This is a genomic window from Planococcus sp. APC 3906, assembly GCF_030407685.1.
In the GTDB taxonomy this organism is placed as follows: Bacteria; Bacillota; Bacilli; order Bacillales_A; family Planococcaceae; genus Planococcus; species Planococcus koreensis.
In genome coordinates, this window is record NZ_JASDCW010000021.1 from 19687 (window position 1) to 33148 (window position 13462).

The window sequence follows — 13462 nt, forward strand, 5'->3', positions numbered from 1 at the left end:
TAGCCTCGTTTTCTTTTTGTCTTTTCGATATCATACACCATCCGGTGGAAATCGCAAAGACCTATAATCGTTTTATTGAGGGGTGAATAAGTTGGCAGGTCAACTAGTTCAGTACGGGCAACATCGTCAACGTAGAAGTTTTTCGAGAATTAAAGAAGTGCTCGATCTTCCTAACCTGATTGAAATTCAATCAGCGTCTTATGAGTGGTTCCTCGAAGAAGGGCTGCGCGAAATGTTCCGAGATATCTCGCCGATTGAAGATTTCACTGGAAATCTTTCGCTCGAGTTTGTAGATTACAGTCTCGCAGAACCAAAGTATCCAGTTTCTGAATCGAAAGAACGCGACGTCACATATGCGGCTCCACTACGCGTAAAAGTACGTCTCCACAACAAAGAAACAGACGAAGTAAAAGAACAGGATGTCTTTATGGGCGATTTCCCATTAATGACGGAAACTGGTACTTTTGTCATCAATGGCGCAGAGCGCGTCATCGTTTCTCAATTAGTGCGTTCACCAAGTGTTTACTTCCACGACAAAACAGACAAAAACGGTAAAAGAGGCTTTGGAGCAACGGTTATTCCTAACCGCGGCGCATGGCTTGAATATGAAACTGACGCAAAAGACGTAGTCTATGTCAGAATCGACCGCACGCGCAAATTGCCGGTCACTGTACTTTTAAGAGCTTTGGGCTTCGGATCCGACCAAGAAATCATCGAATTGCTTGGGGACAATGAATACCTGCAAAACACGCTTGAAAAAGATAATACAGAAAGCACTGAAAAAGCGCTTCTTGAAATTTACGAACGCCTCCGTCCTGGAGAGCCGCCAACAGTCGAAAGCGCTAAGAGCTTACTTTACTCACGCTTTTTCGACCCAAAACGCTATGACCTAGCGAATGTTGGCCGCTACAAAATGAATAAAAAGCTTCACATCAAAAATCGTCTTTTCAACCAGACGATTGCTGAAACGCTGGTTGATCCGGAAACGGGTGAAATCCTTGTTGAAGCAGGCACGCTAATCGATCGCCGTGTCCTGGATCGCTTGATCCCTTATTTGGAAGCTGGAGTTAATTTCCATTCAGTTACCCAAAATGGCGGCGTCCTAGAAGGCGATGTCACATTGCAATCCGTGAAGATTTACGCGCCGAATGATGAAACGCAAAAAGAAATCAATGTTATCAGCAACGCTTACATCGAGGACAAGATCAAACATGTAACGCCAGCCGATATCATTTCTTCTATTAGTTACTTCTTTAACCTACTTTACGGTGTTGGAAACACGGATGATATCGATCATCTTGGAAACCGACGTCTCCGTTCAGTAGGGGAGTTGCTGCAAAACCAATTCCGCATCGGTTTATCCCGTATGGAACGCGTTGTGCGTGAGCGTATGTCGATCAATGACACGCAAGCGATCGTACCGCAGCAATTGATCAACATCCGTCCGGTAATTGCTTCTATCAAAGAGTTCTTCGGTAGCTCTCAGCTCTCCCAGTTCATGGATCAAACAAATCCATTGGGCGAATTGACGCATAAACGCCGCCTTTCTGCATTAGGGCCCGGTGGTTTGACGCGTGAGCGCGCTGGATTTGAAGTACGTGACGTCCATTACTCGCATTATGGGCGCATGTGTCCGATTGAAACGCCTGAGGGACCGAATATCGGGTTGATCAATACATTATCAACATTCGCTAAAGTGAATAAATTCGGCTTTATTGAAACACCTTACCGCCGTGTAGATCCCGAAACAGGCATCGTAACACCTCAAATCGACTATTTGACTGCCGATGAAGAAGATAATTACGTAGTAGCTCAGGCTAATTCGCGATTAAATGATGACGGCTCTTTTGTGGAAAATGAAGTGGTAGCCCGTTTCCGCGGTGAGAACACATTGCTTAAACGCGAACGCATCGATTACATGGATGTCTCGCCGAAGCAGGTTGTTTCAGTAGCGACAGCTTGTATCCCGTTCCTTGAAAACGATGACTCCAACCGAGCATTGATGGGAGCGAACATGCAGCGCCAAGCTGTTCCTTTATTAAACCCTGAAGCGCCTTTCGTCGGCACGGGCATGGAGCATTTGGCTGCAAGAGATTCAGGGGCAGCGGTTATCGCGAAGTTCGAAGGTATTGTTGAATCCGTCGAAGCACGCGAAATCAAAGTACGCCGAATTGAAGAGATAGATGGAAAAGAAGTGAAGGGCGACCTGACTGCTTATAAATTGCAGAAATTTGTCCGTTCCAACCAAGGTACAAGCTACAACCAGCGTCCGATTGTTAAAGTCGGGGACCGGGTTTCGCCTCGCGATATCTTAGCTGATGGACCTTCAATGGAACGCGGTGAAATGGCGCTTGGACGCAACGTTCTAGTTGCATTCATGACTTGGGACGGTTTCAACTATGAAGATGCGATCATCATGAGCGAACGCCTTGTGAAAGATGATGTCTATACTTCAGTCCATATTGAAGAGTACGAGTCAGATTCTCGTGATACGAAACTTGGACCAGAAGAAATTACACGCGATATCCCGAACGTCGGCGAAGATGCGTTGCGCAACTTGGACGACCGTGGAATTATCCGTGTCGGTGCCGAAGTTAAAGACGGAGATATCCTAGTCGGTAAAGTAACTCCAAAAGGGGTAACTGAATTGACAGCTGAAGAACGTTTATTGCATGCGATCTTCGGTGAAAAAGCGCGTGAAGTACGCGATACTTCTCTTCGTGTTCCACACGGAGCAGGCGGAATCGTACTTGATGTGAAAATTTTCAACCGTGAAGACGGCGATGAGCTGCCACCAGGTGTAAACCAATTGGTGCGTGCTTATATCGTTCAGAAACGTAAAATTTCTGTCGGCGATAAAATGGCCGGACGCCACGGGAACAAAGGTGTTATCTCGCGCATCCTTCCGGAGGAAGATATGCCATTTATGCCAGACGGAACGCCTGTAGATATCATGCTTAATCCACTTGGTGTACCATCACGTATGAACATCGGGCAAGTTTTGGAGCTTCACTTAGGTATGGCTTCACGCTCGCTTGGCATTCATATGGCATCGTCCGTATTTGACGGCGCCAATGAAGCAGATGTATGGGAAACAATGGAAGAGGCTGGAATGCCGCGCGACGGAAAAACCATCCTTTATGATGGCCGTTCAGGTGAAGCATTCGACAACCGTGTGTCTGTAGGGATCATGTATATGATCAAACTTGCCCACATGGTCGATGATAAATTGCACGCCCGTTCAACAGGTCCTTACTCGCTTGTTACGCAACAGCCATTGGGCGGTAAAGCCCAATTCGGTGGACAGCGCTTCGGTGAGATGGAAGTATGGGCTCTTGAAGCTTATGGGGCAGCCCATACACTTCAGGAAATCCTGACTGTAAAATCGGATGATGTTGTTGGACGCGTGAAAACTTATGAAGCAATTGTCAAAGGTGAAAGCGTGCCAGAACCAAGTGTTCCTGAATCGTTCAAAGTTTTGATCAAAGAGCTCCAAAGTTTAGGTATGGATGTTAAGATGTTAACGATTGACGATGAGGAAATCGAATTGCGCGATTTGGATGAAGAAGAAGATCTTCAGCCAGCGGATTCATTGAACATCTTGCCAATCGCAGATAAAGAAGCTTCTGTTGGAACAGTTGATTGATACATTTTGGAAGCGGAACGGCTTAACTGGCCGTCCGTATTCCAATCACTTGGTCGCAAACGAGGAAGAGCCGTTCAGAAACTCGAGACAAAAGGGAGGTAGGCTCCTTGATAGATGTTAACAATTTTGAGTATATGAAAATCGGATTAGCTTCACCCGATAAAATTCGCTCATGGTCTTATGGAGAAGTCAAAAAGCCAGAAACAATTAACTACCGTACATTAAAACCAGAGAAAGACGGTTTGTTCTGTGAACGTATTTTCGGTCCTACAAAAGACTGGGAATGCCATTGCGGGAAATACAAGCGCGTCCGTTATAAAGGCGTAGTCTGCGATCGTTGCGGCGTTGAAGTCACACGTTCGAAAGTCCGCCGTGAACGCATGGGGCATATCGAACTTGCTGCTCCTGTATCACATATTTGGTATTTCAAAGGAATTCCGAGCCGTATGGGACTTATCCTTGATATGTCTCCACGTTCACTCGAAGAAGTCATCTATTTTGCTTCTTACGTAGTAATCGACCCTGCTGATACACCGCTTGAAAAGAAACAGCTTTTGTCTGAAAAAGAGTATCGCGCTTATCGTGATAAGTTCGGGAAAAAATTCCAGGCTGCAATGGGAGCGGAAGCAATCAAACGACTTCTTCAGGAAATCGACCTTGAGCGCGAAACCGACTCATTGAAAGAAGAATTGAAAACTGCTCAGGGACAACGCCGCACACGTGCGATCAAACGCCTTGAAGTGGTTGAATCATTCCGTAACTCAGGAAACAATCCTGATTGGATGATTCTGGATGTTCTTCCGGTAATTCCGCCAGAGTTGCGCCCGATGGTTCAATTGGACGGAGGCCGCTTTGCGACTTCTGATTTAAACGATCTATATCGTCGCGTAATCAACCGGAACAACCGTCTTAAACGCTTATTGGACCTTGGCGCTCCTAGCATCATTGTCCAAAATGAAAAACGCATGCTTCAGGAAGCTGTTGATGCGTTGATCGATAACGGGCGCCGTGGCCGTCCGGTCACTGGACCGGGTAACCGTCCGTTGAAATCCCTTTCTCATATGCTTAAAGGGAAGCAAGGGCGTTTCCGCCAAAACCTTCTTGGTAAACGTGTTGATTATTCAGGCCGTTCCGTTATCGTTGTAGGACCGAATCTGAAAATGTACCAATGCGGATTGCCTAAAGGAATGGCAATCGAGCTGTTCAAGCCTTTTGTTATGAAAGAACTTGTTGAGCGTGGATTGGCACATAACATCAAGAGCGCGAAACGTAAAATCGAACGATTGCATTCAGAAGTTTGGGATGTACTCGAAGACGTGATCAAGGAGCATCCGGTTCTATTGAACCGGGCACCAACTCTTCACAGACTTGGTATCCAAGCATTCGAACCGACTTTGGTCGAGGGCAAAGCAATCCGTCTGCATCCGCTTGTATGTACAGCATACAATGCCGATTTCGATGGTGACCAAATGGCCGTCCACGTACCGTTATCTTCTGAAGCGCAAGCGGAAGCACGCCTTCTAATGCTTGCTGCCCAGAACATTTTGAACCCGAAAGACGGCAAACCGGTTGTAACTCCGTCCCAGGATATGGTTCTAGGAAACTATTACTTAACACTGGAGCGTAAAGGAGCTACTGGTGAAGGAGCTACATTCTCAGGTCCGGAAGAAGCGCTTGTCGCTTATCAGACTGGCCATGTGCACCTTCACACTAGAATTGCGATTCTAGCCGGGTCGTTGAACAACCCGACGTTTACGGAAGAGCAAAACAAAATGCTTTTATTGACAAGTGTCGGTAAAATTATTTTCAATGAAATCCTTCCGAAATCGTTCCCTTATATCAACGAACCGACTGACTTCAATTTGCAGGTGGAAACACCAGCGAAATATTTCGTGTCGACTACGACGGACATCCGTACTTATATTGCGGAAGCTGAGCTAGTAACACCGTTTAAAAAGAAAATTCTTGGAGAAATCATTGCAGAAGTCTTCAAACGCTTCCACATTACAGAAACTTCAAGAATGCTTGACCGCATGAAGAGCCTTGGGTTTAAATATTCGACTCAAGCTGGTATTACGGTCGGTGTTGCAGATATCGTAGTACTTCCTGATAAAGGCGAAATCCTGGTTGAAGCACAGGCGAATGTAGATAAAGTGATGAAGCAATTCCGCCGTGGTCTAATCACGGAAGAAGAGCGCTATTCACGCGTCATCTCTTATTGGAGCAGCGCGAAAGATGTTATTCAGGAAAAACTGATGGCATCTCTTGATAAGCTCAACCCGATTTATATGATGAGCGACTCCGGTGCCCGTGGTAACGCATCCAACTTTACCCAGCTTGCGGGTATGCGCGGATTGATGGCCAACCCGGCTGGACGCATCATCGAGTTGCCGATCAAGTCTTCATTCCGTGAAGGTTTGACGGTACTTGAATACTTCATCTCTACACACGGTGCACGTAAAGGTCTTGCCGATACTGCACTGAAAACAGCCGACTCAGGTTACCTGACGCGCCGTTTGGTAGACGTTGCACAAGATGCAATTGTCCGCGAAAACGACTGCGGAACTGACCGTGGCCTATTGGTGGGAGCATTGATGGAAGGGTCGGAAGTGATTGAAGAGCTTGACGAGCGTATTTTGGGCCGTCACGCGAAGAAAACCATCCGCCACCCTGAAACAAAAGAAGTTATTGTAGCGAAGGACGAGTTGATCACACAAGATTTGACGCGCTTGATTGTTGAAGCTGGAATCAAAGAAGTGACAATCCGCTCAGCGTTTACATGTAATACGAAACACGGCGTTTGTAAGAAATGCTACGGAACGAACTTGGCGACTGGTGACGAAGTTGAAGTGGGCGAAGCAGTTGGTATCATTGCGGCTCAGTCAATCGGAGAACCAGGAACTCAGCTTACGATGCGTACATTCCATACAGGCGGGGTAGCAGGAGACGATATTACACAAGGTCTTCCGCGTATCCAGGAAATTTTCGAATCGCGTAATCCGAAAGGGCAAGCGGTCATTTCTGAAATCAACGGTACAGTTACCGAAGTGGATGAAATCCGTGAAGGCCAGAAGGAAATCACGATTCAAGGTGACGTTGAAACACGTAAATACTTGGCACCTTATAATGCCCGCCTTAAAGTGCACGTGGATGATGTCATCCGCCGCGGTGAAGTATTGACGGATGGTTCAATTGATCCGAAGCAATTGCTGCAAGTAAAAGATGTACAATCTGTACAAGTTTACTTGTTAAAAGAAGTTCAAAAAGTATACCGCATGCAAGGCGTTGAAATCGGCGATAAGCACGTGGAAGTTATGGTTCGCCAAATGTTCCGTAAAGTCCGTGTGATTGAAGCTGGAGACACTGAATTGCTGCCAGGATCACTTTTGGATATTCACCAATTCACTGAAGCGAACGTAAAAGCAGTGCTTGAAGGCAATTTGCCTGCTACAAGCCGTCCGGTTATTCTGGGTATCACAAAAGCTTCTCTTGAAACAGAATCATTCCTATCAGCTGCGTCATTCCAGGAAACGACTCGCGTCTTAACAGATGCGGCAATCAAAGGGAAACGCGATGAGCTATTAGGGCTGAAAGAGAACGTCATTATCGGCAAACTTGTTCCAGCTGGAACAGGAATGCAGCGCTACCGCCAAATCAAGATTGCGCAAGCTGAAAAAAAGGCACAGCAAGAGATTGTCGGAAGCGAATCATAATTTAATCTGGTTCCGGAGAGTGCTTTAAAACTCTCCGGGATTTTTTAAAGAAGACTGTTGACACTAGAACCTATGAATGATAACATGTTGAGGGTTGATGGTTTAGCGCTCTGGAACTTTGAGGATATTTTATATCCAGCAACAAAGTGAACCGGGCATGCAAAGCGATCATCGGTATAAAGCAAACAGTAAAAGCATTAAAAAGCGGCATTGTCCAAGAAGCAATAGTGGCAACAGACGCGGTTGATCGAATGGCCGGACAGATTATTGAGCCAGCAAAAGACAAAGGCATTCTGATCGAATTTGCAGATTCACGATTAAAGCTTGGCAAAGTATATGGCATTAATGCCGATGCAGCTGCTGTGGCGATTACTGGATACCAGTTTTTGTGTAGAAAACACAAAGACTTTGTTTTTACCCAAAAAATGAACCACCTGGATATGTGGTATTAGAACACCTTTTGAGAGGAGGAAAAAATCGATGCCTACAATTAACCAATTAGTTAACAATCCCCGTAAACCGAAAAGCACGAAATCAGGCTCACCAGCGTTGAACAAAGGGTATAACAGCTTCAAAAAGTCTCAGACTAACGTAAGCTCACCTCAAAAACGTGGAGTTTGTACTCGTGTTGGTACGATGACACCGAAAAAACCTAACTCCGCATTACGTAAATATGCGCGTGTACGGTTAACAAACCAAATTGAGGTCAATGCATACATCGGCGGCGAAGGCCACAACCTTCAAGAGCACAGTGTAGTTCTTCTTCGCGGCGGACGCGTAAAAGATTTACCAGGTGTGCGTTACCATATCGTACGTGGAGCACTTGATACTGCTGGAGTTACTGGCCGTATGCAAGGACGTTCAAAATACGGAACTAAACGACCAAAAGTCAAAAAATAAAAAGTTAAAATAACGAAGTGATTTCGTTGAAAGGAGGAACATACATGCCTCGTAAAGGTCCTGTAGCTAAACGTGACGTGTTGCCAGATCCAATTTATAATTCGAAATTGGTGACACGCTTAATTAATAAAATGATGGTTGACGGAAAAAGAGGTACTTCACAAAAGATCCTATACGGAGCGTTCGAACTAGTTAAAGAACGCAGCGGTAAAGATCCGATTGAAGTATACGAACAAGCATTGACTAACGTTATGCCGGTTCTTGAAGTTCGCGCACGCCGTGTAGGTGGAGCAAACTACCAAGTACCAGTTGAGGTTCGTCCAGAGCGCCGTACAACTTTAGGTCTTCGCTACCTTGTAAACTATTCACGTCTTCGTGGAGAGAAAACAATGGAAGAGCGTTTGGCTAATGAAATTTTAGATGCTGCCAACAACACTGGAGCAGCTGTTAAAAAACGCGAAGATATTCACAAAATGGCGGAAGCAAACAAAGCGTTTGCTCATTATCGCTGGTAATTTCTTTCGAGATGTTTACATCTTAATCCGAAACGGAAGGAGAAAAACAACATGGCTAGAGAGTTCTCCTTAGACAAAACACGTAATATCGGGATCATGGCACACATCGATGCTGGTAAAACGACTACTACGGAGCGTATTTTATATTACACTGGTAAAATACACAAAATTGGGGAAACGCATGAAGGCGCTTCTCAAATGGACTGGATGGAGCAAGAGCAAGAACGTGGCATCACAATCACTTCTGCTGCTACAACAGCTTCATGGAAAAACCACCGCGTTAACATCATCGATACTCCTGGACACGTAGATTTCACAGTTGAAGTTGAACGTTCATTGCGAGTTCTTGATGGAGCTGTTACAGTTCTTGACGCTCAATCAGGTGTTGAGCCACAGACTGAAACGGTTTGGCGTCAAGCTACAACATACGGAGTTCCTCGTATCGTATTCATTAACAAAATGGATAAAATCGGTGCAGACTTCTTATATTCTGTAGGCACATTGCATGATCGCTTACAGGCAAACGCTCATCCGATCCAATTGCCAATCGGCGCTGAAGATGACTTCTCTGCAATCATTGATTTGGTTGAAATGAAAGCTAGTTTCTACGCGAACGATTTGGGGACTGAAATCACTGAAGGTGAAATTCCAGAAGAATACAAAGAGCTTGCTGAAGAGTGGCACACTAAATTAGTGGAAGCTGTTGCTGAGCTTGATGAAGACTTGATGGAAAAATACCTTAGCGGCGAAGAAATCACTGTTGACGAACTTAAAGCGGGAATCCGTAAAGGAACGTTGGATGTTGAGTTCTACCCTGTGGTTTGCGGAACTGCATTTAAAAACAAAGGTGTTCAATTGATGCTTGATGCAGTAATTGACTACCTTCCATCACCATTGGACGTACCGCCAATGACTGGCGTTCTTCCAGATTCAGACGAAGAGGTATTGCGTAAGCCTAGCGAAGAGGAACCATTCTCTGCACTAGCGTTTAAAGTAATGACAGATCCATACGTAGGGAAATTGACTTTCTTCCGTGTGTATTCTGGCACTCTTAAATCTGGTTCTTATGTACAGAACTCTTCTAAAGGCAAGCGTGAGCGCGTAGGTCGTATCCTGCAAATGCACGCCAACTCCCGTGAAGAAATCGCTGAAGTATTTTGTGGAGATATCGCTGCTGCGATCGGTTTGAAAGATACATCGACAGGTGATACATTGTGTGACGAGAAAGCCCAAGTAATCCTTGAGCGCATGGTCTTCCCGGAACCAGTTATCTCATTGTCAGTTGAACCGAAATCAAAAGCGGATCAAGACAAAATGGGTCAAGCCCTTGCTAAGTTGCAAGAAGAAGATCCAACTTTCCGTGCGCATACTGACCAGGAAACTGGCCAAACGATCATCGCTGGTATGGGTGAACTTCACCTTGATATCCTAGTTGACCGCATGCGCCGTGAATTCAACGTAGAAGCTAACGTGGGTGCACCTCAGGTTTCATACCGTGAGACATTCCGCAGTACGGCTAAAGTTGAAGGTAAGTTCGTCCGCCAATCTGGTGGACGCGGACAATTCGGACACGTTTGGATTGAGTTCTCTCCAAACGAAGAAGGAGCAGGTTTTGAATTTGAAAATGCTGTCGTTGGTGGTGTTGTTCCACGTGAATACATCCCAGCTGTTGAAGCGGGTCTTCGCGACTCTCTAGACAACGGTGTTATCGCCGGATATCCATTGATCGATATCAAAGCTAAATTGTACGATGGTTCTTACCATGACGTCGACTCGAATGAAATGGCATTTAAAGTTGCTGCATCTATGGCTCTTAAAAATGCTATCTCTAAAGTCAACCCGGTTCTTCTTGAGCCAATCATGCGCGTCGAGGTTGTTATCCCTGAGGAATACCTTGGAGATATCATGGGTGACATTACGTCACGCCGCGGCCGCGTAGAAGGTATGGATGCTCGCGGAAACGCGCAAGTGGTCCGTTCAATGGTACCTCTTGCTCAAATGTTCGGATATGCAACTTCATTGCGTTCTAATACGCAAGGCCGTGGTGTGTTCTCAATGCACTTCGATCACTATGAAGAAGTTCCGAAATCAATTTCTGAAGAAATTATCAAAAAAAATAAAGGTCAATAATTGAATTTTGATCTTTAATAAAGTATAAATAGTTTGTATGTCGGGAATAATAGGGCCCTATTATTCCGGCACTCCAAACGACCGAATAACTTACATTTTGAGGAGGATTTTTCTAATGGGTAAAGCTAAATTTGATCGTTCTAAAACACACGCGAATATTGGTACAATTGGTCACGTCGATCACGGTAAAACAACTTTGACTGCTGCTATTGCTACAGTACTTGCAAAACGTTCTGGTGGTACTGCAATGAGCTATGCTCAAATCGACAACGCACCTGAAGAAAAAGAGCGCGGAATCACTATCAACACTTCTCACGTTGAATATGAAACTGCTACGCGTCACTATGCACACGTTGACTGCCCAGGACACGCCGATTATGTTAAAAACATGATCACTGGTGCTGCTCAAATGGACGGCGGGATCCTAGTAGTATCTGCTGCTGACGGCCCAATGCCACAAACTCGTGAGCACATCCTTCTTTCACGCCAAGTTGGTGTTCCTTACCTAGTTGTATTCATGAACAAATGCGATATGGTAGATGACGAAGAACTTCTTGAACTAGTTGAAATGGAAGTCCGCGACCTTCTATCAGAATATGACTTCCCTGGCGATGACATTCCTGTCATCAAAGGTTCTGCTCTTAAAGCTCTTGAAGGCGAGCCAGAATGGGAAGAAAAAATCGTTGAATTGATGAACGCAGTGGATGAGTATATCCCAACACCACCACGTGACACTGAAAAACCATTCATGATGCCTGTTGAGGATGTATTCTCAATCACTGGCCGTGGTACGGTTGCTACTGGACGCGTTGAACGCGGACAAATCAAAATCGGTGATAACGTTGATATCATTGGTCTTACTGAAGAACCAAAATCTACAACTGTAACAGGTGTAGAAATGTTCCGTAAATTGCTTGACTATGCTGAAGCTGGCGACAACATCGGTGCACTTCTTCGCGGAGTTTCTCGTGACGACGTACAACGTGGACAAGTATTGGCTAAACCAGGTACAATCACTCCACACACTGAGTTCAAAGCAGAAGTTTATGTTCTTTCAAAAGAAGAGGGTGGCCGTCACACGCCATTCTTCACAAACTACCGCCCACAGTTCTACTTCCGTACAACTGACGTAACTGGCGTTTGTAACCTTCCTGAAGGCGTTGAAATGGTTATGCCTGGAGACAACATCGAAATGATCGTTTCTCTAATCTCTCCTATCGCACTTGAAGAAGGAACTAAGTTCTCTATCCGTGAGGGTGGACGTACTGTAGGCGCTGGCGTAGTTGCAACTATCACTAAATAATTTTCGCTAAGCGTAAATCCCCTGCTCATTTTAATGAGCAGGGGATTTTTTTGTGGACAGTTTTCTGCTTTTTCTCTGTTATATGAGGTATGTAATATATTGCATTCAAAATTTTTTTTGGGTTTTTTAAAATCTGAAAAACCCTTGGTACGACAACAATGAAAACGGATACATAATTTATTAATATTCTAAATAAACTAAAAACTATCACAATCTTGATTGACACCTGCTAGGATAGGCGATATGATAACAACAATTTACTAAAAGAAAGCAAATACAGCGAACAATCAATAAAATATTTTGAAGAAAGAAGTGGGCGGCATGGGCGAACAGATGATTTACTTGAATGGTGAATTTGTAAAAAAAGAAGATGCTAAAGTTTCGGTTTACGATCATGGGTTTTTATACGGAGACGGAGTATTCGAAGGGATTCGTTCATACAACGGAAACGTATTTCGACTGGAGGAACATTTAGAACGTCTTTACGATTCAGCTAAATCGGTCATGCTCGAAATTCCTCATACTTTTGAAGAGTTGACAAATATCGTGACAGAAACATTGCGCCGCAATGAATTGAGAGATGCCTATATCCGACTGGTTGTTTCCAGAGGAGCCGGAAATCTAGGACTGGATCCGTTAAGCTGTCCCCGGCCAAGCGTGATTGTCATTGCAGAAGCCTTATCTTTATTCCCAAAAGCGCTGTATGAGACAGGGATTGAAATAGTATCGGTGGCTACACGCCGCAGCCGTTCGGACGTCTTAAGCCCGAAAGTGAAGTCGCTCAATTACATGAATAATATCTTAGTTAAAATAGAGGCCAACTTGGCAGGGGTGCCCGAAGCCCTTATGCTGAACGACCAAGGTTACGTGGCAGAAGGTTCCGCGGACAACATCTTCATCGTCCGCAAAAACAAATTGCTGACGCCTCCGGGCTATGTAGGAGCTTTGGAAGGTATAACGCGAAATGCCATCATGGAAGTTGCGAAAGAGAAAGGTTATGACATGGAAGAGGCTGTCTTCACCAGACATGATGTTTATGTAGCTGACGAAGTGTTCTTAACCGGAACAGCAGCTGAAGTCATCGCAGTAGTGAAAGTAGATGGCCGGGTAATCGGGGACGGTGTACCGGGGCCAGTGACAAATGATTTGCTTGTTTCATTCAGGCAGCTTGTGCAGGAAGACGGAGTCAAAGTATACGCTGATCAATTAAATGCGGTATGACAAATCTATAAAACAATTCAATGACGAGGTTAAA

8 protein-coding genes are annotated in these 13462 nt (G+C 45.0%); all 8 read left to right on the forward strand.

What is annotated here, in order from left to right; all coding sequences use genetic code 11:
- Nucleotides 1-91 precede the first annotated feature (91 nt).
- The 8 genes from rpoB to ilvE all read left to right on the forward strand — a co-directional run bounded on the left by rpoB (nt 92) and on the right by ilvE (nt 13428).
- Nucleotides 92-3646, forward strand: a complete 3555-nt coding sequence (gene rpoB, locus QMA09_RS12315) for a DNA-directed RNA polymerase subunit beta (RefSeq protein ID WP_135500614.1) — start codon at nt 92-94, stop codon at nt 3644-3646.
- A gap of 107 nt (nt 3647-3753) precedes the next feature.
- Entirely contained in the window at nt 3754-7359 is a 3606-nt protein-coding gene (gene rpoC / locus QMA09_RS12320) for a DNA-directed RNA polymerase subunit beta' (protein ID WP_135500615.1), read from the forward strand.
- 146 nt (nt 7360-7505) lie between these two features.
- Nucleotides 7506-7811, forward strand: a complete 306-nt coding sequence (locus QMA09_RS12325) for a ribosomal L7Ae/L30e/S12e/Gadd45 family protein (RefSeq protein WP_241666090.1) — start codon at nt 7506-7508, stop codon at nt 7809-7811.
- A gap of 28 nt (nt 7812-7839) precedes the next feature.
- Complete coding sequence (gene rpsL, locus QMA09_RS12330) at nt 7840-8259, forward strand: 30S ribosomal protein S12 (RefSeq protein ID WP_290213320.1); 420 nt, start codon at nt 7840-7842, stop codon at nt 8257-8259.
- 44 nt (nt 8260-8303) lie between these two features.
- Nucleotides 8304-8774: a 30S ribosomal protein S7 gene (gene rpsG / locus QMA09_RS12335; protein ID WP_008432480.1), complete on the forward strand. Its 471-nt coding sequence runs from the start codon at nt 8304-8306 to the stop codon at nt 8772-8774.
- Between the two features lie 51 nt (nt 8775-8825).
- Nucleotides 8826-10904, forward strand: coding sequence for an elongation factor G (fusA, locus tag QMA09_RS12340; RefSeq protein WP_290213321.1), 2079 nt, complete (start codon nt 8826-8828; stop codon nt 10902-10904).
- Nucleotides 10905-11019: 115 nt separating this feature from the next.
- Entirely contained in the window at nt 11020-12207 is a 1188-nt protein-coding gene (tuf, locus tag QMA09_RS12345; RefSeq protein WP_290213322.1) for an elongation factor Tu, read from the forward strand.
- Between the two features lie 321 nt (nt 12208-12528).
- A complete protein-coding gene (gene ilvE, locus QMA09_RS12350) occupies nt 12529-13428 on the forward strand; it encodes a branched-chain-amino-acid transaminase (RefSeq protein ID WP_290213323.1) in 900 nt (299 codons plus the stop codon).
- Nucleotides 13429-13462: the final 34 nt, after the last annotated feature.

What these genes read in the sequence shown, in the direction of transcription:
- tuf (WP_290213322.1), top strand. Translation starts at nt 11,020, where the DNA reads ATGGGTAAAGCTAAATTTGATCGTTCTAAAACACACGCGAATATTGGT.
- fusA (WP_290213321.1), top strand. Translation starts at nt 8,826, where the DNA reads ATGGCTAGAGAGTTCTCCTTAGACAAAACACGTAATATCGGGATCATG.
- rpsL (WP_290213320.1), top strand. Translation starts at nt 7,840, where the DNA reads ATGCCTACAATTAACCAATTAGTTAACAATCCCCGTAAACCGAAAAGC.
- rpsG (WP_008432480.1), top strand. Translation starts at nt 8,304, where the DNA reads ATGCCTCGTAAAGGTCCTGTAGCTAAACGTGACGTGTTGCCAGATCCA.
- ilvE (WP_290213323.1), top strand. Translation starts at nt 12,529, where the DNA reads ATGGGCGAACAGATGATTTACTTGAATGGTGAATTTGTAAAAAAAGAA.